Source organism: Brevibacillus sp. NSP2.1 (assembly GCF_000470975.2).
GTDB lineage: Bacteria > Bacillota > Bacilli > Brevibacillales > Brevibacillaceae > Brevibacillus > Brevibacillus agri.
In genome coordinates, this window is the sequence record NZ_CP048274.1 from 4,637,707 (window position 1) to 4,660,625 (window position 22,919).

A 22,919-nucleotide genomic window follows, 5' to 3' on the forward strand; every position below is an offset into this window, starting at 1 on the left:
GGCGATACGCATGAAGGTTTTCCTGACGGGAGCTACCGGATTTGTCGGCAAAGGCGTGTTGGAGCGGCTGATTGCCGAAGGTCACGATGCCGTTTGCTTGACGCGGCCAGGCTCAAAAGACAAGCTGCACCACGGGCAGGCCGGGCCGGGAAGCGTCTCTCTGGCAGCCGGAGACATATTGGACGTCGAATCGCTGAAAAGCGCCATGGCAGGCTGCGAGGCGGTCATTCACCTGGTCGGAATCATTCGCGAGCAGCCGGGCAAAGGGATTACGTTTCCCAAAATTCACGTCGAGGGCACGAAAAACGTCGTGGAGGCAGCGAAGCAGGCGGGCGTAAAGCGCTTCGTCCACATGAGCGCCCTCGGTTCCAGAGCAAACGCGACAAGCGCCTACCACCGCACAAAGTACGAAGCCGAGCAGCTCGTGATCGCAAGCGGAATCCCGTACGTCATTTTTCAGCCATCGGTCATCTTCGGTCCGGGCGACGAGTTCGTCAACATGCTCGCGGATCTGGTGCGCATGCCTGTCACTCCTGTTATCGGCGACGGCTCCTATCCTTTGCAGCCCGTAGCGCGGAAAACGGTAGCGGATGTGTTTGTCCAGGCATTGAGCCTGCCCGCTGCGACGAATCAAATCTATGAAACGGGCGGGCCTGATCCGATCTCCTACGGAGAAATACTCGATGCCATCGGCGAGGCAATCGGCAAAAAGCGGGTTCGCAAAGTGCACATCCCGCTCGCCTTCATGAAGCCTGTCGTCAACATGCTGGAAGGCTTCTCGTTTTTTCCGATCACCAACACGCAACTGACCATGCTGCTCGAAGGCAATGCCTGCCGCGACGGCCAGCGGCTGTACGACACTTTTCCTACTGAAAAAATCGCGTTTCGCCCAGGAATCTCTACTTACCTCCGATAGATAGTATTGGCTCAAGCAAAAGGGGCCTGTCCCCAACCAAACGCATGAATCCAGCCAACAGCCAGATGTTTTCACACAAAAAAAGGGGCGTCTCCAAGCCGGACAGTCGACTTATGGGACAACCCCTTTTTGCTTATTCATGCAGCGTTTTTTCCACGGAGCCTGTCTCTTTGTTTACGTGACGGGCGACGACGAAAAGATAGTCGGACAATCGGTTGAGATATTTGACGACTGCCGGATTTACCTGCTCTTGCTGCGCCACATGGACGGCTTTGCGCTCGGCGCGTCTGACAACCGTGCGGGCAATATGGAAGGCAGCGGCAGCGGGATGGCCGCCCGGCAAAATGAAGTTGGTGAGCATCGGCAGCCCTGCATCCAGCTTGTCGATTTGCTCCTCCAGAAACGTCACATCCTCTTCGCCGATCGGCCAGCCTACTTTTTTCCCTTCCGGTGTGGCAAGCTCCGCGCCTACATGGAACAGCTTGGTTTGAATGATGTGAAACACATCCTGCAACTCCTGCCACGCCTCCGTTGCGGGCAACAGGGACAGGGCCAGCCCGATTTGCGAGTTGGCCTCGTCGCACGTGCCGTATGCCTCGACGCGATCCGCGAACTTCGGCACGCGCACGCCCGCCACCAGTGAAGTCTCGCCTTTATCCCCTGATTTCGTGTAAATCTTCATCCGTATCCCCCGCCTTTTTTCTTTGTCTGGAAAGTCTGGAAAGGTGCTACACCGACTCGCAAACGACAATCAATTCCGTGCTGCTCGCATCAAAAGGCGCTTTGGCAAAGTTGCCGTACCGCCTGGTCACCTTCAGCCCGTTCAGGCGCAAAAGGTGGTGAAGCTCGGTCGGAAAAATATAGCGCAGCACAAAGCGTCCATTCACTCGTTCAACCACAGTGCCGCGCGCATCTGTGCGCTCGTACATGCGGGTCACTTCGCACAGTTGCTGGAAGTGGTCGTAGCGGGTGTAATCCCACATCAACACTTCTCCCCCGGACGGCAGTGGATACGTTCCGCGCAGCGACATCTTTTCATTTTCTTCGTAAAAATGATTGATTTTGGGCACAAACACGTTCATCGCAAGCTTTCCGCCAGGTGCCAGATGCTTGCGAATACAGCCGAGCGCCTTCATCTGCTCCTGAATGTGCAACAGGTGCAAAAACGAGCGGAACGGGATCATGATGAGTGAAAAAGTCTCGCCAAGATCGAAGCTGCGCATGTCTCCCTGAAGCAGCGTAAGCCCTGTGGTCACGCCTTGCTCTTGTGCCTTTTCCTGCGCGCGCGCCAGCATCTCCTGTGACAAGTCAATGCCCGTCACCTCGATCCCGGCCTGGGCGACCGGAATCGCGATTCTCCCGGTGCCGCAAGCAAGATCGAGCACTTTGCCGCCAGCCTGCTTCGCTTCTTCCAGGTAAAAATCGACGTCGCCCGCAACGCCGCGCTGCGTCAAATCGTAGTAATCGGCCCATTGATACATATTGCTCATGCCGTCCTCCTATGCTTGCATTTCCTCGGAAGCCAGGTAAGCCATGATGAGCTTCGCCGTATTTTCCAGCGCTTCTTTGTGCGTGCGCTCATGGGAGTGGGAGGCGTCCACGCCAGGGCCGATCAGCCCGTGGACGATGTCGTACCCTGACCGCAACGCCGCGCTCGCGTCTGAGTTGTAATACGAGTAAATGTCTACCGCGTAGTTCAAGCCGTTTTCTTTGGCCAGTCGGGTCAAATGGCTGCGCAAACCGTAGTGGTACGGCCCGGAGGAATCCTTCGCGCAAATGGAGACGCAGTATTCGTCTGTCGTCTGGCCGTCGCCGATCGCGCCCATATCCACCGCCAAATACTCCACGACGTTTGCCGGAATGCTGGAATTGCCGCCATAGCCGATCTCTTCGTTGTTGCTGATAAAAAAGTGCGTGGTGTATGGCAGTTGCTGCCCGGATTCGCGAAGCTCCTTCAGCACGCCGAGCAAAATGGCGACGCTCGCCTTGTCATCAATGTGCCGGGACTTGATGAAGCCGCTGTCGGTGACGGTCACGCGCGGGTCGAAGGAGACAAAATCCCCGACGGAAATGCCCAGCTCCTGCACCTGCTCCCTGTTTGTCACTTTTTCGTCCAGGCGCACTTCCATGTTGACGTCTGTTCTTTCCGCCTTGCCTGCATCGCGGCCGTACACGTGGACGGAAGCCTTCGAGGACAAAATCGTTCCGGTGACGAGGCGGCCGCTCGCGGTTTCCACCGTGCAATGCTCCCCTTCAATTGCATTGAACTCAAAGCCGCCGATCAAAGTCAGCTTCAAACGGCCGTTGCTTTTGATTTCCTTGACCATCGCGCCAAGCGTATCGACGTGCGCTGTCAGCAGGCGCGCCTTGTCGTCACGCGCTCCCGGCACAGTCGCTACAATCGCGCCTTTGTTCGTCCGCTTGTACTCGACGCCGAGCTGTTCCAGCTCCTGCGCTACCCACGCCATGACTTTGGCTGTGTTGCCGGACGGACTCGGGATGTTCGCCAATTGGCAAAAGGATTGAACCACATACTCTGTAGACACACTCATGAAATGCTCCTCCTCTATGTATCAACTCTGCCTGTCAGCCTTGCAGCTCTTCCTTGATGAATTGAAGCACTTCCTGTACGTGCCCTTTCACCTTTACTTTTGGCCAGACCTTTGCGATGTTTCCTTCCTTGTCGATCACAAAGGTCGTCCGCTCGATCCCCATGTACTCGCGGCCGTACATTTTTTTCAGCACCCACACTCCGTACGCTTCTGCCACCTCGTGCTCCGGGTCTGCCAACAGCGGAAACGGCAGCTCGTGCTTGGCAATAAACTTGTCGTGCGATTTGACTGAATCCGGGCTGATCCCGAGTACGACTGTATTCAGCTCAGCGAACTGCGGATGGTAGTCCCGGAAATCACACGCCTCTGTCGTGCAGCCTGGCGTCATGTCCTTCGGATAAAAATAAAGCACAACATTTTTCCCGCGGAATTGGGAAAGTGAAATCGTCTGATCCTGATTGGCCTGCAATGTAAATAACGGCGCGGCTTGTCCGCTTGCGATCATGCTCATCCCTCCGTAAAAATCACTTGTCTCATTTTACCACAAGCTTACAGGCACTTCATCCGCATATACGTTGCGCTTTCAATTAGAAAACGATAGAATTAATTAAGAAAAATAAAAAAATGGCCTAGTCAGTTGGATGGTGAGAATTGGCATGAAAGAGTTTTTTGAAGTAACCGATCCAGAAGCGCTTAAATCCCTTGCCATAGCAGAACGGGTTAAGATTTTAGAACTCTTCGAGGATTTGGAGCCGCGTACGGCCAAACAAATCGCTACGGAACTAGGCGAAAATGCTGCACGTCTTCACTACCACGTGAAGGAGCTCGTGCGTGTTGGTTTGCTCGAACAGGTGGATACCCGCGTCAAAGGTTCCATCGTTGAGAAATATTACGAGCCAGTCGCCAAGGTGATTCAGGTTAAGCTTCAGCTTATGATTGAGGAAAACGCACAGCAATTGAGTGACGTCATGTTCACTCCGTTTCGCACGACAGAAAAGGATCTCATGAGGACACTCAACCGCTTCGTGGCAAGCGATCAGGATGTTCGCAAGGAATACCAGAACACGTTTGCTTTTAACCTGACTGAATTTTATTTGAGCCAGGAAGAACGCAACCAACTGGTCGACGACATCAGCGATCTTTTGCAGAAGTACAAAGGCTTTAAAAACGAGCCGGGACGCCGCAAATTCAAGTTTTTCGACGTTCTGTTCCCGTTGACGCCTGCTGACCCGACTGACGATTCGGAAGAACCGTTTGAGGATGCAGACGATCAGGACAAGCCTCTGTAAAAAGCAGAGAACCACACCAGGAAAACCATCAAGAAAGATGGTTTTTCTTTGTTTTTCAGCCCAAAAGGAGGGTGGATGATGCGCACCATTCTGTTTGATTTTGACGGAACCGTCGCCGATACGCTCCCGCTCATCTTCACGGCTTTTCGCTCGACTTTTCAGCGCTTTTTGCAGGAGCATTACACAGACGAGCAAATCGTCGCGCTGTTCGGGCCGACGGAGACAGGCATTTTGCAAAACAGGCTGCCCGCACACGAGCATGCCGCGGCACTGGATCATTTTTTTGCCATCTACACGAGCGAGCATGCCCGGGTGCAAAACCCCGGGGAAATCGCCCGCATGCTGGAGCAGTTGCACGCGGCTGGAGTCCAGATGGGAATCGTCACGGGAAAAGGACGGAGAAGCGCAGATATTTCCTTGCGCGAGTGGGGACTGGAAACGTATTTTTCCGTCGTGATTACAGGCGATGACGTGAGCCAGCCAAAGCCGCACCCGGAAGGCATTTTTACTGCGCTGAAAGAGCTTGGCGCAACGGCCGGGGAGACGATTTTTGTAGGCGACAGCGATGCCGACATCGTGGCCGGGCGTGCGGCAGGGCTTACGACGGTCGGGGTCGATTGGCTGCCCGTCACGCAAAAGGCCGGAAGCTTCGATCCGGAGCCGGACTACCGCTTTTCCGACGCACAGGTTTTTGCCGACTGGGTGCTCGGCCGCTAAGTTTTTCGCACAGGCAAAAAGGGAGTGCCCTCTTTTTCACGCGAGGGGCACTCCCTTGTTTTCGGTTCAAGCGTATGCGTTACCAGAACCGCCTAGTACGCCCGCCCGAACCAGACCGTATGCTTCGCCTCTTTGCCGCAGCAAATGCAGGCTGCTTTTTGGGCAGGCGGATCGAACGGAATGTTGCGGGAGGTAAATTTGGTTTCTTCCTTGACCTTGGCTTCGCAAGCGTCGTCTCCGCACCAGCCGGCCAGCACCCAGCCGCTTGGGCGGTTCTCGCTCTCGCAGTTGGCGATGTGCGCAGCCAACTGCTCCATCGTGTCGACGTCGAGATGAGAATGAGCTTCCCGGAAGGCCAGCGCTTTTTGGAACATGTTTTGCTGGATGTCTTCGAGCAGCTTCGCAATCGTCTGGGCAATTCCCGCCAGCGGCACGGTCACTTTTTCGCCCGTATCGCGGCGGGCCAGGATCGCCTGACCGTTTTCCACGTCGCGCGGCCCAAGCTCCAGGCGCAGCGGCACCCCGCGCATTTCCCATTCGTTGAACTTCCAGCCCGGCGTCTCTTCGCGCAAGTCGGCACGCACGCGAACCCCTGCCGCTTTGATCTCGTCGAAAAGCGGATCGAACGCCTCCATCACTTTTTCCCGCAGCTTCATCGGACCTACCGGAATCATGATGACTTGCGTAGGCGCCATCCGTGGCGGCAGCGCCAGGCCGCGGTCGTCGCCGTGCACCATAATCATCGAGCCGATGAGCCGCGTCGAGCTGCCCCACGAGGTCGTATGCACGTACTTGAACTGATTGTCGCGGTCCAAAAACTTGATCTCGAAGCCGCGCGCAAACTTGTCGCCCAAATAGTGCGAGGTACCTGCCTGCACGGCTTTTCCGTCCTTCATCATCGCTTCGATCGAGTACGTGTCAACCGCACCCGCGAAGCGCTCGCTCGGCGTCTTTTGCCCTTTCCATACCGGAATCGCCAGCTCCTGCTCGACTACTTCGCGATAAATTTCGAGCATCTGCATCGTTTCCTGGCGCGCCTCTTCTTCTGTCGCATGGGCGGTGTGGCCTTCCTGCCAGAGAAATTCCGATGTGCGCAAAAACGGCATCGTGCGCTTTTCCCAGCGGAACACGTTGGCCCACTGGTTAATCAGGATCGGCAAGTCGCGGTAGCTCTGAATCCACTGGCTGTACATGTGGCCGATGATCGTCTCCGAGGTCGGGCGCAGGGCGAGCTTTTCCTCCAACTGTTCGCCGCCCGCTTCGGTCACCCATGGCAGTTCTGGGTTGAAGCCCTCGATGTGCTCTTTTTCTTTTTGGAAAAACGACTCGGGAATCAGCATCGGGAAGTAGGCATTGCGATGTCCGGTTTCCTTGAACCGTTTGTCCATCGCCTCCTGAATCCGCTCCCACAGCTCGAAGCCGTCGGGCTTGAAGACGATGCAGCCGCGCACCGGGGTGTAGTCCATCAAGTCCGCCTTTTTGATCGCATCAATGTACCAGCGCGAAAAATCTTCCGACTGCGGTGTAATTTCTTTTACAAACGCTTTGTCCTCTTTCATCCTTCTACGCTCCTTTTTTATTCGCATGAAATGCAAAAAATCCCCCATCCCAAAAGGGACGGAGGATTGACTTCCGCGGTACCACCCTGATTGACCATGGCTTTTGCCACAGTCCTCTTTTCCAACCCGATAACGGCGGGGCGACCGGACCAGCTCGTCGCTGGCGGCTTCAGGATGGGGTGCAGGTATGCCTCGTATCAGCCTTCCAGACTAGGGCCGACTCTCTGGAACAAGGGAAATAGCTGCGGGTCCTTTCATAGCCTTTTTACAAAAACGGTTCGTTTAAGAACATATCTTAGCAAGTCGAAAGGCCGATGTCAATTTGTGGTACGCAGGGCCAGGCGAGCGCCCAGCTTGGCGTAAACAGGATAGGCGACCAAGGCGAGCACGACGCCTTTGAAAATGTTGAACGGCACAATGCCGACCAAGACGAGGGACCAGACGCTCGTCGCATTGAACATCGCGAGCAGCTCTGCCATCGGCATATGGTAGAGCACAGCGTAAGCCGGGAGCAGGACGTATGCGTTGGCGACAGCCATGACGACTGTCATCAGCAATGTTCCGAGCGCAAGCCCTGTCAGAAAACCTTTTTTGCCCTGGCCGCTGCGTTGCAGCAGGATAGCCGGCAAAATGAAGCTGGCGCCGGCAATCACATTGGCAATCTCGCCGATCACCAGTCCGTCTGCATTTTTAAACAGAAAGTGCAATGTATTTTTCAAAACTTCGATGATGATTCCGGCCACCGGACCGTACATAAGCCCGCCGATCAACGCTGGCAGCGTGCTGAAATCAAGCTTCAGAAAGCTCGGCATCAGCGGAACGGGAACCTCCAAAAATTGCAGGATAAAGGCAACGGCGGCCAGCATCGGAATCGTCACGATCCGCTGGGTTGCTCTGCGCGAAGAATGCAAGGCTGTTTCTTTCATGTGTACCATCTCCTCTTTGTTCTCCTTCTTTGAGGAATGGCAACAGTGGTCGTGCTACACGTGTTGCTACTCATACGCTTTGCCTGCGGAAACGCAAAAATACCCTGAGAAAGATTCTCAGGGCAGATTACAGGCGTATGACAAAGCATGTGCAGGAAACAGGTTCGCGAAACAAAAGGTGCTGATTTTGCATGCCCCTTTTGCAGCTTTTCCCGTTTGCACAGGCAAACAAGCACGTGCAGAAAACGTACTGTCGTCATCCTTCTCCCATCCAGACTGTACTGTCGGCTCTGGAATCTCACCAGATCCTGCACTCCGTCGCTTGCTGACAAGCTGGGGAGGCTCGCGGGCTTAACGTGCTCGTGGCACGCTCACCGCCGGTCGGGAATTGCACCCTGCCCCGAAGGAATTGTGTAGTTGTCTATTGCATATTATACTGCGCTTTTTTGATTTGACAATAGAGGAAACGGCTAAATCGACAATTTTTTATTGTTTTCCGATGAATTTAATAGGATATGCTCCTGGTCGCTTTGATCGGGTTGGTAGTTACCTTGACCAAAAAGAAATAGACCGCCCTTGAGTCCCAACTCCAGCGGTCTATTCTTCCAGAAATTTTGAGCCGAACCCCTTGAGGGAAGCTTCCATTGTACAGACCGCTCCGGTTGCCGCCGGACGGTCTTTTTTTCGCTTGTTACCTCTAATGTTACCATAACGAGCCGCAAATAAAAATATACATTCGGCCCCTCCAGCATCGAATCACGCCGCGACTGCTACGAACCCGCTCCCCGATATTTGCTGACTCCCCAGTTCCACACAAACAGGCCGAGGCCAAAGAAAACGACAGCCACGAGCGGAGTAAACGCCGCGTAGGTGTACCAGACTTCTTTGCGCAAAAAGTAGGCAGCCGGGTAGACGCCGACGAAGGCAAACGGCAGTACATAGGTCAGCACGAAGCGGATCGCTTTGTTGTACACATCCACCGGATAGCGGCCGTACTGCTGAATGTTGTAGATCATCGGGGCGATTCCCGTCCGCGAATCAGAGAAAAAGCTGACCGCCGCAATCGCTGTGTACACGCCGCCGTAGATGAGAGCGCCGCTTACGACCAGCCCGATGAAGATCAGCGGGTCGTACCAGTAAAACGACAGGTCGAGCTGGATCGCCGCATAGCCCATAATAATCAGGCCCGTGATGATGCCGAAAATGCGGTCCGGCGCAATCGATTCCAGACAAACCTGCGCCAGATTGTGAATCGGCCTGGTCAGGATGCGATCCATTTCGCCCCGGATAATGTAGCGCTCGTTGAAGTCCCAAAAGCCGAAAAACATCGAGAACAGCGCATACGGCACCAAAAAGAACCCGTAAATGAAAATGATTTCGTCCCGCGTCCAGTCTTTCATCATCGGAACGTGCGTGAACACGACGATAATGAACACGAGGTTAATCAACTCGGAAACGAGATTGGACACAAGCTCCCCGAGAAAGTCAGCCCGATAGGCAAGCCTCGTTTTGAAATACTGGCCCAGGTAGTCGGCAAAAATGCCGATAATATGTTTCACGTTTTGCATCGTCTACCCTCCTTGCACGACCAGCCGATTTCGGGCCATACGCCACAAAACCAGGATGGGGACCAGAATGACAACCATCCAGATCGCCTGAAAGCCGATCAATTCCCAGGCCCGTCCAGGGGTAATCGCTCCGGTGAAAATCAGACTCGGATAGTAGTTGACGGCCTGAAACGGCAGAAAGCCCATGACGGTCTGCGCCCAGCCCGGAAAAAAGCTGATCGGCAGCACGAGGCCGGACATCAGATCGACGACGACCCGCTTCGCCCGCATCATCCCGTCGTTGCGGAACAGGAAAAACGTGAACAGACCCGTCAGCAGGTTAATCTGCGTATTAATGAGAAAAGCGAACATCAGACTGAGCAGGTACAGCCCCCAGCCGGTCGCGGTCGCCGGGAAGTGAAAGGGAATAATCAGGCTGATGAGAAAAATCCCCGGCCCCGCGAAAAACAGAAAGCGGAAAATCCCTTCCCCGAACGCCTGCGCCGTTTTCACCGACAAGTAGTTGTAGGGACGGATCATTTCGATGGCGACCTTGCCCTCGCGAACGTCCTGGGCGATCTCCGTGTCAATGTTGTTAAAGTAAAAAGCGCGCGACATCCAGGCGATCGCCACGTAGGAGGTCATCTGCTCGACCGATAGCCCGCCAAGCTGCTGCTGGTCGCCGTAGATGGCGCCCCACAAAAAGTAGTAGGCCCCGATGTTGATCGCGTAAATGATGATGCCGCTGTAGTAGTTCACCCGGTAGGCGAGCATGGTCAAAAACCGCATGCGGATCAGTTCCATGTAGAGCCTATGCATGGTCCCGCACCTCTGTATCTACCTGGTAAATGTTGCGGACGATGTCCTCTGTGCTCGTCTCCATAATTTTCACGTCGCTGACCTCGAACGACGACATAACCGTGGACAGGACGAACGGCAGCATTTCCTGGCTTTGCGGCACCTTGACGCTCAGGGTGAAGTCGTTTTCCTGCGTGACTTCGCACGGCATTTCGCCGAGTGTCTGGCGCAGTTCGGCTGCGGAGGTGCGCTTTTTCATCTGGAAGGAAATCTCTGTGCCATTGCCCCACTTTTCCTTCAGGTCGCTGAGCAGGCCGTCGAAGATCAGCTTGCCTTTGTCCATGACCAGCACCCGTTTACAGAGCGCCTCGATGTCGGAAACGTCGTGCGTGGTCAGCAGGATGGTCATGTTTTCCGTCTCGTTCAGATTGCGCAAAAACTCGCGGATTTTTTGCTTCACCAGCACGTCCAGCCCGACTGTCGGCTCGTCGAGGAACAACAGCCGCGGCTTGTGGATCAAGGAAGCCGCTACCTCGCAGCGCATCCGCTGGCCGAGGCTCAGCTTGCGCACCGGCTGGCTGACGAACGGGCTGATTTCCAGCTCCTCGATCAAGCGCGCGAGCCACTTTTCGCCCTCTGTCTCGTCGACCTTGTAGACGCTTTTTAGCAGGCGAAACGACTCCAACGGGGACAAATCCCACCAAAGCTGTGAGCGCTGCCCGAAGACGACGCCGATGGAGCGCACGTATTCCTCGCGCTGTTTGAACGGGACGTAGCCGTTGATGACGATCTCGCCGTCGCTCGGGGTCAAAATGCCCGTCAGCATCTTGATGGTCGTCGATTTCCCGGCGCCGTTTTCCCCGATCAGGGCGAACATCTCGCCCTCTTCCACGGTGAAAGAAAGGTCATTCACCGCTTTGACTGTCTTGTACTCGCGGCTGAACAAGTCACGAAAAGCACCCCCGAGGCCGGATCTGGCCTGGTGGATGCGGAACTCCTTTTGCAAATGCTTCACTTGGATCATGGAAAACCGTCCTTTTTGGCTTGCTTCAAATAACAACTGTTAGTGTATACGAGCATGTGAAAATGTGCAAAAGGCAAACTGTAGCAAACTATCAGCGCAAAAACAGGACAATCCCTGTCTTGTCGTCCGACTTTTTGAAGCGGGGGTAGCGAATGCATTCCGGGTCGCTGTTTTCCAGCGCAATCAGTTCATCTGCATAGCGCTGCAGTCCTTTGCGGAAGATCGGCAGCGCCGTTTCCTCCCAGCCTGGCTCGTCACCGCCAAAAGCAGCCGGCATGAAAAGTCCATCGGTTGCCAGCACCAGCGCTTTTACCCCCGCCCGGTTAACCCTTCCATACTCCACAAAATCCGCGCAGGCGGGATCGCCGTTCAAAACACCGTAGCCTCCTGGTTCATTCGCCTGGTAGCGGTTATGAATCAGGATCTCCATACATCGCTCGCGCAACTCGGCGCGGGTGGACAGCCCCTCGCGAATCCCTGCTTCCCAGCTTGCCAGTGCCTGTTGCTCCAGCAAGCGGACTTGCGGGTAGGTCAGCGGCCGCACCGCATCGTCCTCGTAGACGGCAAAAATCATACAGTCTCCGCTCTGGGCGTATTCGAGGCAGTTGTCTTTCACGCGGACGACCGCGCACGCCGCTCCCCACAGCGCTTCTTTTTTCGCCAGATCGACGCCGCCTTCGCGCATCTGCTCGCGCAATTGCTCGTTTACGCGCGCCAGGTAATCGGGCAAAACCGCATCGTGGGGCATCGCCTCAAGCTGCCTTTTCACCAACTCTGCCGCAATCGCTCCTCCGGTTTGCCCGGCCCGGTTTTCGTACGGAACCAGCGACGACACGCCGTCAATCACCGCGTACACCTGCCCGGTCTGGGAAATCACATAGGCGTCCTCATTGGTATTGCCGCTTCCTTTGATGGAGATGCACTCAAGTTTCATGGTGAACTACCGCCTTTTATGTGTAGTGATTTGCTTGAAAATTGTATCATTTTTCCTTTTTTCCAGCTATAGCTCCCCATCCATATTCAGGTGTCTTTGGCTGTGTTAAGATAATGAAGGACTTTTTCGAAAAGAAAAGAGGGAAAAACGCATGAAACGTGAACGATCCGCGCTGCTGCACGAACAAGCCATGGATGTCATTCTCGGTGGGGTAAACAGCCCTTCCCGTTCTTTCAAGGCCGTAGGCGGGGGAGCGCCCGTGACGATGGAGCGTGCCCAGGGCGCGTATTTCTGGGACGTGGACGGCAACCGATATATTGACTATTTGGCGGCGTATGGCCCGATCATTACAGGCCACGCCCATCCGCATGTAACCAAAGCGATCTGCGAAGCGGCGGCGAACGGCACGCTGTACGGGACGCCGACTCCGTGGGAAGTAACTTTTGCCAACATGATCCGCGAAGCGATCCCGTCGATGGAGCGCATCCGCTTCAACAACTCCGGTACGGAATCCGTCATGACGTGCATTCGCGTGGCTCGTGCCTACACCGGACGCGTGAAAATCATCAAATTCGCGGGCTGCTACCACGGGCACTCCGATCTCGTGCTCGTCGCGGCAGGCTCTGGACCTTCCACGCTGGGCATCCCGGACAGCGCCGGCATTCCGCAAAGCATCGCCAACGAAGTGATTACCGTTCCGTTCAACGACATCGGCGCGTTTGCCGAAGCGATGAGCAAGTGGGGTAGCGAAACAGCGTGCGTGCTGGTCGAGCCGATCGTCGGCAACTTCGGTATCGTCACGCCGGAGCCAGGCTTTTTGGAAGAAGTAAACCGCATCGCGCACGAAGCAGGTGCGCTCGTTGTGTACGACGAGGTTATTACCGCATTCCGCTTCTGCTACGGCGGGGCGCAAAACTTGCTGGGTGTAACACCTGACCTGACCGCGCTCGGAAAAATCATCGGCGGCGGCTTGCCGATTGGCGCGTATGGCGGACGCCGCGATATTATGGAGCAGGTCGCGCCGCTCGGTCCAGCCTACCAGGCAGGGACAATGGCGGGCAATCCCGCTTCCATCCGCGCCGGAATCGCTTGCCTGGAAGTGCTGAAGCAGCCTGGCGTGTATGATGAGTTCGAGCGACTCGGTGCGCTTTTGGAAAAAGGCATTCGCGACGCGGCGAGCAAGCACGGCGTCACCATTCAGCTCAACCGCGTCAAAGGAGCTATGGCGGTTTACTTTACGGACGAGCCAGTCCGCGACTACGATGCCGCGCAAAAAGCCGATGGCGAGCTGTTCGCCCGCTTCTTCCGCCTCCTTTTGGACGAAGGCATCTGCCTCGCGCCTTCCAAATACGAGGCGTGGTTCATCACCACCGCTCACACGGAGGACGACATCCGGGAAACGATTGCGGCTGTCGACCGCGCCTTCGCCCAGTTGAACGCGTAGCTTGGCGAAAAATGTGTGCGCCTGACGGCAAGACAAGCATTGCCAAGCCCGCTCCCCTGCTTTTTGGAGATACTAACGACTGCACGAGAGTATCATCGCGAGGAGGCGATCTAGGTGTCAAAAGGCGAAAAGACGTACCCGCAAGCTCCGGAAAAGACGCTGGATTCCAAAGCGAGCAGCAAGATGCTCGAAGTCGTCGGCTTCCAAAATCCGCGCAAGACCGAGCATCACAAAACGCAAAACCACGATCGCTAGGCGTGCCAGGCAGACACATTCCCGCCAGAGGATGTGTCTGCTTGTTTTATGCTTTTGCCCGTTTGGTCCAGCACATATAAGTCGACGATGATATTGTCAAGATTGGTCAGAGATTGTACAATAAAAATAGTGAAACTGCCATGACACTTATTCGTATACATGGATATGGGACAAAATGTGTAAGGAACTGCTATTGTGCATATTTCGTAGATAAAAACGAGGAGTGAGTGCTCAATGTTTTTTCACCCGATGGATTTTCTGATTCTCATTGCATTCGGACTGTCGCTCTGGGCTCAATTCCGCGTAAAGGGAACCTTTAACAAGTACGCGGAGGTCCCTACTTCCTCCGGCCTTACCGGGGCGGAAGCGGCGCGGCGGATGCTCGATGCAAACGGCTTGACCAACGTTCCGGTCGAACATATTCCGGGCACGCTGACCGACCACTACGATCCGATGTCCCGTGTGGTTCGCCTGTCTGATCCTGTCTACTTCGGCAACTCCATCGCATCGTTGTCCGTTGCTTGTCACGAAGTCGGCCATGCCATCCAGCACAAAGTATCGTATCCGATGCTGGTAGCGCGCCACCGCATTTTCCCGGTGGTCAACCTGGTATCCGGTGTTGCGCCGCTCTTGCTGCTCGCTGGCTTCTTTTTCAAAATGACGGGTCTGCTGTTGATCGGGATTATTTTCTTCTCCGGCGCTGTTGCCTTCCAGCTCATCACGCTGCCAGTCGAGTTTAACGCGAGCAGCCGTGCCAAAGAGCTGATGCTGAAAATGGGCTTCATCCGCAACGAGGAAGAACGCGGAGCGAGCAAGGTGCTCGGCGCCGCCGCTCTGACCTACGTGGCAGCCGCTCTGATCTCTGTTCTCGAGCTTGCCAAGTACATCATGATCTTCAGAAGCTCCGACGACTAATCGCAGGTACAAAAAAACGTTTACTACGACAGACACAAGGTACAGCCTCTTCCACAGCGGGAGGCTGTACCTTTTTATGTGGACTTGCGTTACAATGGGACGGGAGGTTTTGTACATGCGCATCGGGATTATCGGATTAGGAAGTATGGGGCAAATGCTTGTGAAGTCGTTTTGCAAAAGCGAAGCGATCCAGCCGGAAAACGTGCTCGTCTTCAACCGGACGCAAGCAAAGGCAGACAAGCTGCAAGCGGAATACGGCGTGACCGTCGCGGCGACCGCGCAAGCGCTATGCGAGCAGGCGGAGCTGATTTTCCTCTGCACGAAGCCGCTCGACGTCTTGCCTGTTTTACGCGGGCTGTCGGTTGCTGCCGACAAGCATATCGTCTCGGTCGCTGCCGGGGTCAGTATCGCGGATGTGGAAACCGTCCACGCCGGGCCAGTCAGCAAAGTGATTCCGACCGTCACTTCCTCGGAGCTGCACGGGGTATCGCTGCTGACAAACAGCGGCAAAGTGAGCGCCGAACAGCGCGAGCATCTGCTTACTCTGCTGTCTGCCATCGGCACGGTACAGGTGGTTACCGATGCCGAAATCGAGACGGCGACGATTTTGAGCAGCAGTGCGCCGGGACTGATCGCGGGGATTCTCGATTCTTTCGCCCAGGCGGCTGTTCGCAAAACGCCGGAGCTGGGGATTGAGGCAGCCCGCAGCATCCTCGTGGAGACGATGCTGGGAACGGCTTTGCTTTTGAAAAACGAACAGCTTGGCTTCGACCAACTGATCGAGCGCGTCGCTACCAAAGGCGGAATTACCGAGGAAGGGCTGCGCGTCCTCGACAAAACCTTGCCGGGCGGCTTTGACGAGCTGTTTGCCATGACATCGTCCAAGCACGCCGCGCTGAAGGAGCTTGTACAAAAACAGGTCGGAGAACACAGCGACGAAAAGGAGTAATCAGACATGATCGTAGGTTGGATTGGCTTGGGCAATATGGGCGTACCGATGGCGGGCAATCTGCTGGCGGCAGGCTATGACGTGAGCGTCTGGAACCGCACCCCGGACAAGGCGGCTCCGCTGGTCGCCCTCGGTGCGAAGCAGGTGGCGTCCCTGCCCCGGCTCGTAGAGGAATGCGACGTACTGTTTACGATGGTCAGCGACGACGAGGCGGTAAAAGCGATCTACACGGGAGCAGACGGCGTGCTGTCCGCGCGTGTATCCGGCAAGCTGGCGATTGACATGAGCACGATTGCGCCGGAGACGTCCCGTTTTCTGGCGGAGCAGGCGAAAAAAGCCGGGCTGCGTTTTCTCGACGCCCCGGTCTCAGGCAGTGTCGGTCCGGCTAAAGAAGCTCAGCTCGTCATCATGGTTGGCGGCGAAAAAGCGGACTACGACGAAGCGAAGCCGCTCTTGGACAAGCTCGGCAAGGCCGCCATTTACCTGGGACCAAACGGCGCAGGCACCTCTGCCAAGCTGGCGATCAATCTCCTGCTCGGCATCACCGTTCAGGGCGTCTCGGAAACGCTGCTGTTCGCCCGCTCGCTCGGGATTGAGACGGAGCAAATGCTGGAGATTATTTCGCAAAGCGCTGTAGGCACTCCGCTGATTCGCGGCAAAGCGGCCTCGATTCTCGCAGACGACTATCCTGCGGCTTTTGCCTTGAAGCATATGGCCAAAGACCTGCGCCTGGCCCGCGAGGCTGGCGTGTCTACGCCGCTGGCGGAATCGGCGCAGGCAACCTATCGTCAAGCGCTGGAGGAAGGGCTGGGCGAGCTGGATCTGATGGCGATTCTGCGTCATCTGCAAGGCCCTTCCCTTACCAAATAGCCAAGCAAACGAAAAAACCGGAGTCGCTCCGGTCTTTTTTGTACAGATAAGAATTTGTAAGATTCTTATCCACTAAGGCTACGCCAAAGACTTGGCGCAGCCACGTTTTCTAACATCCAGCCGCTACAGCCTGGCCTTCAGCCATGCGTTGAGTTGTTGGGCCTCGGCCACGGCCCGCGCGTCTGCGAGCACATCCCCCGGCTTGTTGCCTTCGCCAATGATGTAGCCCGCATATGGCATCTCGACAAAGGAAAAGACGTACTGGAACTGCTGAATCAGCGGCAGCCCTTTCAGCCGCGGCTGGTCGCCGCCCGTCGCGATGACGTAGGCTTGTTTTTGTCCGAGCGATTCCTTGAACGCATAGCGTTTGTCGCGCAAACTTTGCGACCAGCGATCGACGTAGTTTTTCATATGGCCGGACATGCCGTACCAGTAAATCGGCGTGGCGAAAATCAAAAAGTCATGGGCGAGCACCGCTTCCGTGACCTCGTCGTAGTCGTCTGCCACCGCCGTAAAGCCGCCTTCCGCATGCCGCTGATCGTGAATCGGGAGAATGTTTTTTCCCGCAGGCGAATGCTGGTGTGTTCGATCATTGTAGCAAAAAACCCTCCAGCTTTCGCCAGAGGGTATCGCCTTTTAAAAAGTTTGCCCCTGCTCCTGCTCACCTGCATGCGCGGGCCACTTTTGCCACAGCCGCCATGCCAAGCCAACTGCCACCGCCAGCAACAGACCAGAGAGCAAATAAACGGCACGCGTGCCGAGCCACTGGGCCAAAGCTCCCATCACCAGCGAGGACAGCCCGAAAACAAGCGCGTCGAGCGTGCCTTTTGCAGACAAGACGTACGGCAATGCCGCTTGCTCTGTCTCCTGCTGCAACATCGTCTGCTTGCTCACCAGCGCAATCTCCAGAAACGGACCAAGCGCAAAGGAAAACAGCAAAGCCGCCAAAGGGTAAGGCGTGCTGCCAAACAGCAAGGTCATGAGCGCGGAACCGCTAACTCCCGCCACCAGCCAGCGCGGCAACTGCCGGTTCATCCGCCCGGCGTACTTCAAAAGCAAAGTGCCGCCGATGATCGAGCCAAGCAGGTAGCCCGCATTGATGTATCCCCACCACTCTTCGCCCTGCCCCAGCACTTCCAGGACATAAGGCAACAAAATCGCCGCGATCCAGACTGCGCCCGCGATGCCCATGACGACATCCAGCGCCACCAGTTGCCGCAGTAGCGGCACATTGCGGATCGTTTTCCAGCCCGTAAGCCAATCTCCCTGCGGCTGCTGGGGAGAGACACGCAAGCCCGCTTCGCCTTCGGCATTAGCCAGCTTGGGCTTGACTCCCAGCATGGCGAGCGTTGCCAAGACGTAGGCGGCCACTGTGCCCCAGAGAACGGTGCTCGCTCCCAGCCAGGCCACGAGCAAGCCCCCTGCCGCCCATCCGGCAAAATGAACCGTCTGATCGGAAGTCGCGAGCAGGCCGTTTGCTCGCATCAGCTCTTGGCGGAGCACAAGCTGCGGCACCAGCGCATTGCGCGCCGGGTTTGCCCAGCCGTCCATGAAGGCGATCATCGCCCCGAGACTGTAGAGCAGCCAGAGCCATTGCGTCCCCGTCTCCCTGTCCACGCAAACAGCCGCTGCCGCCAGCAATGCCGTTTTCAGCGCTTGCGACAAGACGAGCATGCGCGAAAGCGTCCATCTGCGAAAAAAGAGCGGCGCGGTCAAGCCGCTGACAGACTGCGCCGACAAAATCACTACGGGCACAAACGCCGTGTACATCACCGAGCCGGACGCCGCGTAGATGACCGAAATGAACGCCACAATGTAAAAAACATCCCCCAGATTGGCCAATGTCTGACCCGCCCAGAGGCAAACGAATCGTCTATGCCACACGATGCACAACCTCCTGTCGGTTCAGGACCGTTCCCGACGTCCTGACGGAATATGCAATTATTCCTGCCGACTTTTCATCACAATGGAGGTGCACCTCTTTTCGTCAACTATGTTTTATTCTATTCCAGATTCTGTAGACTGTACAGATTTGTTGCGGAAAAAGCTGTAGTACACCCAGCCCGCGTTGATGAACAAAAAAGCGCTCGTCATGAAAAACACGCCGTTGATGCTCACGTACCCGGCCATAAAGCCGCCGATCATCGGCCCGAGCATGCTCCCGATGCTGACGAAGCTGTTGTTGTAGCCGTAGACGCGGCTGACCATATGCGCAGGGGTTGCGCGGCGCAGCAGCGCGTTGACAGAAGGCAGCAAGCCGCCGAGCGACAGCCCGAGCAAAAAGCGCAGGACCACCAGTTGCCACACCGTCCAGACCAGCCCTTGCGGAATGAACAGGAAGGCCGCCGCGAGCAAGGCGAACAACAGCACTTTTTGCGAGCCGAACCGATCTCCCAGCCGTCCCAACTGCGGAGAAGCGAACACGTTGGCAATCCCCATCGCCGCCTGGACAATTCCCGCCCACAGCGCTACCTTCGCCCCTTCCGAGCTGACCAACTGCGAGATGTAGATCGGCAAGACAGGCACGATGCTGAACAGCGCAAACTGGATCATCACGGTTACAAAAAAGAGCGCCGGCAGCTCTTTGGACGAAAAGATCATCTGAAAATCTTCCTTCAGGCTGGAGCGGTCCTTTTTTTCTGGTGGAACAAACGTCTCTTTTACCGTAAACGTAATGACCAAAGTAGCGAGCAAAAGCAGGCTGCCTGTCACCACGAAGATCATCCGAAAGCCGATCTGATTCGCCAGCACACCGCCAAAAAGCGGTCCCATGATCGTGCCCGCCGTAATAAACGATTGCAGTAACCCCTGCGCCCAGCCGATCCGTTCTTTCGGCACAGACGAAGCTACGAGCGCCGTGCTGGCCGGAATGATCCCGCCCACAAGCCCGTTAATCAGCCGCAGCGCCAAAAGCTGCCACAAGCTTCCGGCAAAGCCCGTCAGCGCAACCGTGATCGACATGAAGTAGCCGGAGCGCAAAATCATGATCTTGCGCCCGTGCTTGTCAGCCAGATTGCCCCAGATCGGGGACACCAGCCCTGCGGTCAAAAAGTTGGCCCCAAAAATGATCCCCGCCCACGCCGTTACCTGGTGCGGATCGTCAATTCCGAAGTCTTGCTGAATGTAGAGCGGCAAAAACGGCATAATCATGCTCATAGCGACCATGACGACAAACAGCGATCCACATAGCACGTATAAATTGCGTCGCCATATCTCCATCTAACTCCCTCCATTCCCCCCTGGTCAATCAATCACTTTGCGCCTGTCTCAGACGCTGTTCCAAAATCCTGGACGCTCCACAGGCTATGGTACACTCCTTTTTGCGCAAGCAGCTCCTCGTGCTTGCCTTGCTCGACAATTTGCCCCTCGCGCATGACCACGATCTTGTCCGCATGCGTGATCGTAGACAGGCGATGCGCCACGATCAGCGTCGTCCGGCCTTTGGTCAGGCGAGCCAGCGACTCCTGAATCATGTGCTCCGACTCCAGATCAAGGGCAGAGGTCGCCTCGTCCAAAATGAGAATGCCCGGATTGCGCAAGAAAACCCGCGCGATGGCAATTCGCTGCTTTTGACCCCCGGACAGCTTCACGCCGCGCTCGCCCAGCTCGGTGTCGTAGCCTTGGGGCAGCTCGCTGATAAAATCATGCGCGTTGGCCGCGCGCGCCGCTTCCTCGACAGCCTGCTGATCCGCCGCCGGATTCCCCATCAGGATATTGATTTTGGCAGATTCACTAAACAAAATATTATCCTGCTGCACCAAGCCGATATGATGGCGCAAGTTTTGCTGCTTCAGCTCGCGAATGTCGATGCCATCTATCGTAATCCGCCCTTCTGTCACATCCCAAAAACGCGGCAACAGGCTAATCAGAGACGATTTTCCGCCGCCGGACATCCCGACGATCGCCACGGTCTCGCCTGGTTTAATTGTCAGGTTCACGTCCTGCAAAACGAGCGGCCCGTCTTCCCGGTAGCGGAACGAAACGTGCTCAAAGCGAATTTCTCCCCGGATGCGCCCCGTCGCAGGATCAACAGGCAGCTCGCTCGCGTGGGGACTGTCCACGATGTCGTAGGACTCGTCGAGAAACTCGAACATCCGGTCCATCGAGGCGATCGCTTGCGTCAAAACGGTGCTGGAGTTGACCAGACGCCGCAACGGCGTGTACAGACGCTCCAAATAGGCGTAAAACGCCACCAGCGTCCCTACGCTCATGCTGCCGCCGATCACCTGATAGCCCGCGTAGGCGATGACGAAAAGCGGCCCGATATCGGTGACCGTATTGACGACAGAAAACGTCCGCGCGTTCCAGCGCGTATGCTCCAGCGCCTTGTCCAGAAACTGGTTGTTTTCCTTGGCAAATCCTTTGCTCTCGTGGCTCTCCAGCGCAAAGCTGCGGATCAGCGCCATGCCGTTCACGCGCTCGTACAAATAGCCTTGCAGCCGGGCCAGCGCGGCAGAGCGCTCCCTCGTCAACTGGCGCAGTTTTTTGTAAAAGTATTTGACGGAAAAACTGTACAACGGAAAGACGACGATAGCGACAAGCGTCAGCTCGACGTCCATGGAAAACATAATCAACAGCGTCAGGCCGATCGTAATCAGATCGAGCCACAAATTCATCAGGCCCGTCTCCACAAAGCTTTTCGTGGACTCCACGTCGTTAATGACCCGGGAAATGACCTCGCCCGTCTTCGTGTTGTTGTAGTAGCGCATCGAGAGCCGCTGCAAATGGGCATAAAGCTGATTGCGAATGTCAAACAAAATTTTGCTGGACACCCACTGCGCGTAATATTGGCGAATGTACTCGACAGGCGCACGCACCACCGTAAACACCAAAAACGCGGCGAGCATCAGCCAGAACAGTTGCGTCAGCTTTTCCTCGCGGGGAATCGGGCTTGGCAGCAGATCGTCAATCACGTATTTGATGAGAAGCGGCAGAGCAAGCGGAATGGAAAATTTGATGATGCCTATGAATATGGTCCCCAATATTTGTTTCCAATAGGGCATGACATATGCCAAATAGCGGCGTATGCTCAACCAGCATACCTCCCTTACATAGAAACTTGGCTGTGCCCGATTCGTTCAGGCACAGCCAAATTTGCACGTATGTGATCGTGCTTCGCCTTTTTCAAGTTTAGGACAGTACAAGGAAATCCCTCCCCCGGATTTACGGGAAAGGGATTATTCCTCATCGTCTCGCACTAAAAGATACCGCTCGTACCAGCGTTGAACAAAGCCGTTCTGAAAAGGGCCGCGGCGCGCGCTTACCCAGTCCAGCACTTCTCGCAGCGCTGTCTGTACTTTTTCCACGACAAACGGAGGGTAGTTCATCTGTTTGCTGTGCAACAGAAACTCCTCTTCATCGAGAATCGAATACGTCATGTCGGGAAACACCTTTACATCGAGATCATAGTCTATGTAGCTAAGAAGCTGACCCTTCATGCTGAAGGGCGAACCAATGTTGCAGTAATAGTAGATGCCGTCGTCGCGAATCATAGCAATGGTATTGAACCACTGGCCCCGACCAAAAGTACAAATGGCCGGCTCACGCGTGCGCCACTCCCGCCCGTCTGCTTCTGTCACCTTGACCCGATCGTTTCCCCCAATCACCACCGCATCACTGGTGTGAATCAGCGTGGATTTGTCCCATATGCGGTGCAGCGAATGATCGTGTTTATAGCTTTCAATGCGGATATTGGAGCCCGGAGTTGGTGACATGACTCTCCCCTTTCTTCTCTTCTCTATTTGAATGGGGACAAGCCTCCTTTAGGAAGAGAGCTTTTTGGAAAGCGTAACAAATTTTTGTACTTCGTAGCCAAGCGAAAGGTAAAACGGAAGGACTTCCGGATTCGCCTGATTGACCATAATCAGGACGTTGTTGACGCCTCGTTGTTTGAAGCGCTTTTCGATGGCAGACACGAGTTCGCGGCCAATGCCGGAACCTTGCATCTCGGGGAGAACAGCCAGCCGGTAAAAATAGGCGCGCGCTCCGTCGATCGTGCCGACCACGACCCCAACAACTCTGCCGTCTTTTTCCGCAACCATAACCAAATCGCTGTCCCATGCCAACTGTTGGGCCAAATCGTTCAACGACTCCGTGTCCGATTGGTCCAAACCCGTCTGTTGCCAGATACTTGTGATAGCCGAATAGTCACCGAGCCGAAACGGACGAATCAGCATACGTTGCCTCCTTCGTAACCTTCTTCCTCTATTGTACAACACATGGAC

At 55.6% G+C, this 22,919-nt stretch carries 24 protein-coding genes and 1 riboswitch; of the genes, 8 read left to right on the forward strand and 16 right to left on the reverse strand.

All coding sequences use genetic code 11. From position 1 onward, the window contains the following. Positions 1 to 10: 10 nt before the first annotated feature. On the forward strand, positions 11 to 916 hold the full coding sequence (locus tag M655_RS22530) for a complex I NDUFA9 subunit family protein (protein ID WP_005827737.1): 906 nt from the start codon (positions 11 to 13) through the stop codon (positions 914 to 916). 133 nt (positions 917 to 1,049) lie between these two features. Here the strand turns inward: M655_RS22530 and M655_RS22535 are convergent, their stop codons facing one another. The 4 genes from M655_RS22535 to bcp are packed head-to-tail and all read right to left on the reverse strand — an operon-like array spanning position 1,050 to position 3,973. After that, entirely contained in the window at positions 1,050 to 1,598 is a 549-nt protein-coding gene (locus tag M655_RS22535) for a cob(I)yrinic acid a,c-diamide adenosyltransferase (protein ID WP_005827736.1), read from the reverse strand. Between the two features lie 46 nt (positions 1,599 to 1,644). Then, positions 1,645 to 2,406, reverse strand: coding sequence for a class I SAM-dependent methyltransferase (locus M655_RS22540; RefSeq protein WP_007786789.1), 762 nt, complete (start codon positions 2,404 to 2,406; stop codon positions 1,645 to 1,647). A gap of 9 nt (positions 2,407 to 2,415) precedes the next feature. Then, on the reverse strand, positions 2,416 to 3,468 hold the full coding sequence (locus M655_RS22545; RefSeq protein ID WP_005827732.1) for a M42 family metallopeptidase: 1,053 nt from the start codon (positions 3,466 to 3,468) through the stop codon (positions 2,416 to 2,418). 34 nt (positions 3,469 to 3,502) lie between these two features. Continuing rightward, entirely contained in the window at positions 3,503 to 3,973 is a 471-nt protein-coding gene (bcp, locus tag M655_RS22550; RefSeq protein ID WP_005827730.1) for a thioredoxin-dependent thiol peroxidase, read from the reverse strand. A gap of 151 nt (positions 3,974 to 4,124) precedes the next feature. On the opposite strand from bcp, the gene M655_RS22555 reads away from it, so the two are divergent. Then, entirely contained in the window at positions 4,125 to 4,757 is a 633-nt protein-coding gene (locus M655_RS22555; protein WP_005827728.1) for a winged helix-turn-helix domain-containing protein, read from the forward strand. A gap of 78 nt (positions 4,758 to 4,835) precedes the next feature. Then, on the forward strand, positions 4,836 to 5,474 hold the full coding sequence (locus M655_RS22560) for an HAD family hydrolase (protein WP_026558257.1): 639 nt from the start codon (positions 4,836 to 4,838) through the stop codon (positions 5,472 to 5,474). 92 nt (positions 5,475 to 5,566) lie between these two features. On the opposite strand, the gene proS is transcribed toward M655_RS22560, so the two are convergent. The 6 genes from proS to M655_RS22590 form a co-directional block, all read right to left on the reverse strand. Beyond that, positions 5,567 to 7,033: a proline--tRNA ligase gene (gene proS / locus M655_RS22565; protein ID WP_026558256.1), complete on the reverse strand. Its 1,467-nt coding sequence runs from the start codon at positions 7,031 to 7,033 to the stop codon at positions 5,567 to 5,569. 317 nt (positions 7,034 to 7,350) lie between these two features. Then, positions 7,351 to 7,959, reverse strand: coding sequence for an ECF transporter S component (locus M655_RS22570; RefSeq protein WP_005827723.1), 609 nt, complete (start codon positions 7,957 to 7,959; stop codon positions 7,351 to 7,353). Between the two features lie 255 nt (positions 7,960 to 8,214). After that, positions 8,215 to 8,371: riboswitch (FMN riboswitch) on the reverse strand. A gap of 358 nt (positions 8,372 to 8,729) precedes the next feature. Then, positions 8,730 to 9,527 (reverse strand): ABC transporter permease, encoded by a 798-nt coding sequence (locus M655_RS22575; protein WP_005827719.1) that lies wholly within the window; start codon positions 9,525 to 9,527, stop codon positions 8,730 to 8,732. 3 nt (positions 9,528 to 9,530) lie between these two features. Next, positions 9,531 to 10,325, reverse strand: coding sequence for an ABC transporter permease (locus M655_RS22580; protein WP_005827717.1), 795 nt, complete (start codon positions 10,323 to 10,325; stop codon positions 9,531 to 9,533). After that, positions 10,318 to 11,328 (reverse strand): ABC transporter ATP-binding protein, encoded by a 1,011-nt coding sequence (locus tag M655_RS22585; protein ID WP_005827715.1) that lies wholly within the window; start codon positions 11,326 to 11,328, stop codon positions 10,318 to 10,320. Before M655_RS22585 ends, M655_RS22580 begins: the two co-directional genes overlap by 8 nt. A gap of 91 nt (positions 11,329 to 11,419) precedes the next feature. Then, entirely contained in the window at positions 11,420 to 12,262 is an 843-nt protein-coding gene (locus M655_RS22590) for a protein phosphatase 2C domain-containing protein (protein WP_026558255.1), read from the reverse strand. A 151-nt stretch (positions 12,263 to 12,413) separates the two neighbouring features. On the opposite strand from M655_RS22590, the gene M655_RS22595 reads away from it, so the two are divergent. The 5 genes from M655_RS22595 (at position 12,414) to M655_RS22615 (ending at position 16,695) form a co-directional block, all read left to right on the forward strand. Next, on the forward strand, positions 12,414 to 13,706 hold the full coding sequence (locus M655_RS22595) for a glutamate-1-semialdehyde 2,1-aminomutase (RefSeq protein WP_005827711.1): 1,293 nt from the start codon (positions 12,414 to 12,416) through the stop codon (positions 13,704 to 13,706). A gap of 114 nt (positions 13,707 to 13,820) precedes the next feature. Continuing rightward, positions 13,821 to 13,961, forward strand: coding sequence for a hypothetical protein (locus M655_RS22600; protein ID WP_005827709.1), 141 nt, complete (start codon positions 13,821 to 13,823; stop codon positions 13,959 to 13,961). 234 nt (positions 13,962 to 14,195) lie between these two features. Further along, on the forward strand, positions 14,196 to 14,876 hold the full coding sequence (locus tag M655_RS22605) for a zinc metallopeptidase (RefSeq protein ID WP_005827707.1): 681 nt from the start codon (positions 14,196 to 14,198) through the stop codon (positions 14,874 to 14,876). Positions 14,877 to 14,991: 115 nt separating this feature from the next. After that, positions 14,992 to 15,825, forward strand: a complete 834-nt coding sequence (locus M655_RS22610) for a pyrroline-5-carboxylate reductase family protein (RefSeq protein ID WP_005827706.1) — start codon at positions 14,992 to 14,994, stop codon at positions 15,823 to 15,825. 6 nt (positions 15,826 to 15,831) lie between these two features. Next, entirely contained in the window at positions 15,832 to 16,695 is an 864-nt protein-coding gene (locus M655_RS22615; RefSeq protein ID WP_005827704.1) for an NAD(P)-dependent oxidoreductase, read from the forward strand. A 123-nt stretch (positions 16,696 to 16,818) separates the two neighbouring features. On the opposite strand, the gene M655_RS22620 is transcribed toward M655_RS22615, so the two are convergent. The 6 genes from M655_RS22620 to M655_RS22645 form a co-directional block, all read right to left on the reverse strand. Then, positions 16,819 to 17,202, reverse strand: coding sequence for a flavodoxin family protein (locus tag M655_RS22620; protein ID WP_353505607.1), 384 nt, complete (start codon positions 17,200 to 17,202; stop codon positions 16,819 to 16,821). Between the two features lie 129 nt (positions 17,203 to 17,331). Continuing rightward, positions 17,332 to 18,579 carry an MFS transporter gene (locus M655_RS22625; RefSeq protein WP_026558254.1) on the reverse strand — a complete coding sequence of 416 codons (1,248 nt, stop codon included), beginning with the start codon at positions 18,577 to 18,579 and terminating at the stop codon, positions 17,332 to 17,334. Between the two features lie 114 nt (positions 18,580 to 18,693). Further along, a complete protein-coding gene (locus tag M655_RS22630) occupies positions 18,694 to 19,914 on the reverse strand; it encodes an MFS transporter (protein ID WP_005827698.1) in 1,221 nt (406 codons plus the stop codon). 32 nt (positions 19,915 to 19,946) lie between these two features. Further along, positions 19,947 to 21,728, reverse strand: coding sequence for an ABC transporter ATP-binding protein (locus tag M655_RS22635; protein WP_026558253.1), 1,782 nt, complete (start codon positions 21,726 to 21,728; stop codon positions 19,947 to 19,949). A gap of 144 nt (positions 21,729 to 21,872) precedes the next feature. Continuing rightward, positions 21,873 to 22,409: a DUF402 domain-containing protein gene (locus M655_RS22640; RefSeq protein ID WP_005827695.1), complete on the reverse strand. Its 537-nt coding sequence runs from the start codon at positions 22,407 to 22,409 to the stop codon at positions 21,873 to 21,875. Positions 22,410 to 22,457: 48 nt separating this feature from the next. Then, positions 22,458 to 22,871, reverse strand: a complete 414-nt coding sequence (locus M655_RS22645) for a GNAT family N-acetyltransferase (protein ID WP_005827693.1) — start codon at positions 22,869 to 22,871, stop codon at positions 22,458 to 22,460. Positions 22,872 to 22,919: the final 48 nt, after the last annotated feature.

Coding starts and splice junctions, on each gene's coding strand:
- M655_RS22580 (WP_005827717.1), bottom strand. CDS start 10,325: ATGCATAGGCTCTACATGGAACTGATCCGCATGCGGTTTTTGACCATG.
- M655_RS22535 (WP_005827736.1), bottom strand. CDS start 1,598: ATGAAGATTTACACGAAATCAGGGGATAAAGGCGAGACTTCACTGGTG.
- M655_RS22590 (WP_026558255.1), bottom strand. CDS start 12,262: ATGAAACTTGAGTGCATCTCCATCAAAGGAAGCGGCAATACCAATGAG.
- M655_RS22645 (WP_005827693.1), bottom strand. CDS start 22,871: ATGCTGATTCGTCCGTTTCGGCTCGGTGACTATTCGGCTATCACAAGT.
- bcp (WP_005827730.1), bottom strand. CDS start 3,973: ATGATCGCAAGCGGACAAGCCGCGCCGTTATTTACATTGCAGGCCAAT.
- M655_RS22585 (WP_005827715.1), bottom strand. CDS start 11,328: ATGATCCAAGTGAAGCATTTGCAAAAGGAGTTCCGCATCCACCAGGCC.
- M655_RS22640 (WP_005827695.1), bottom strand. CDS start 22,409: ATGTCACCAACTCCGGGCTCCAATATCCGCATTGAAAGCTATAAACAC.
- proS (WP_026558256.1), bottom strand. CDS start 7,033: ATGAAAGAGGACAAAGCGTTTGTAAAAGAAATTACACCGCAGTCGGAA.
- M655_RS22540 (WP_007786789.1), bottom strand. CDS start 2,406: ATGAGCAATATGTATCAATGGGCCGATTACTACGATTTGACGCAGCGC.
- M655_RS22545 (WP_005827732.1), bottom strand. CDS start 3,468: ATGAGTGTGTCTACAGAGTATGTGGTTCAATCCTTTTGCCAATTGGCG.
- M655_RS22595 (WP_005827711.1), top strand. CDS start 12,414: ATGAAACGTGAACGATCCGCGCTGCTGCACGAACAAGCCATGGATGTC.
- M655_RS22570 (WP_005827723.1), bottom strand. CDS start 7,959: ATGAAAGAAACAGCCTTGCATTCTTCGCGCAGAGCAACCCAGCGGATC.
- M655_RS22560 (WP_026558257.1), top strand. CDS start 4,836: ATGCGCACCATTCTGTTTGATTTTGACGGAACCGTCGCCGATACGCTC.
- M655_RS22575 (WP_005827719.1), bottom strand. CDS start 9,527: ATGCAAAACGTGAAACATATTATCGGCATTTTTGCCGACTACCTGGGC.
- M655_RS22615 (WP_005827704.1), top strand. CDS start 15,832: ATGATCGTAGGTTGGATTGGCTTGGGCAATATGGGCGTACCGATGGCG.
- M655_RS22530 (WP_005827737.1), top strand. CDS start 11: ATGAAGGTTTTCCTGACGGGAGCTACCGGATTTGTCGGCAAAGGCGTG.
- M655_RS22630 (WP_005827698.1), bottom strand. CDS start 19,914: ATGGAGATATGGCGACGCAATTTATACGTGCTATGTGGATCGCTGTTT.
- M655_RS22610 (WP_005827706.1), top strand. CDS start 14,992: ATGCGCATCGGGATTATCGGATTAGGAAGTATGGGGCAAATGCTTGTG.
- M655_RS22605 (WP_005827707.1), top strand. CDS start 14,196: ATGTTTTTTCACCCGATGGATTTTCTGATTCTCATTGCATTCGGACTG.
- M655_RS22555 (WP_005827728.1), top strand. CDS start 4,125: ATGAAAGAGTTTTTTGAAGTAACCGATCCAGAAGCGCTTAAATCCCTT.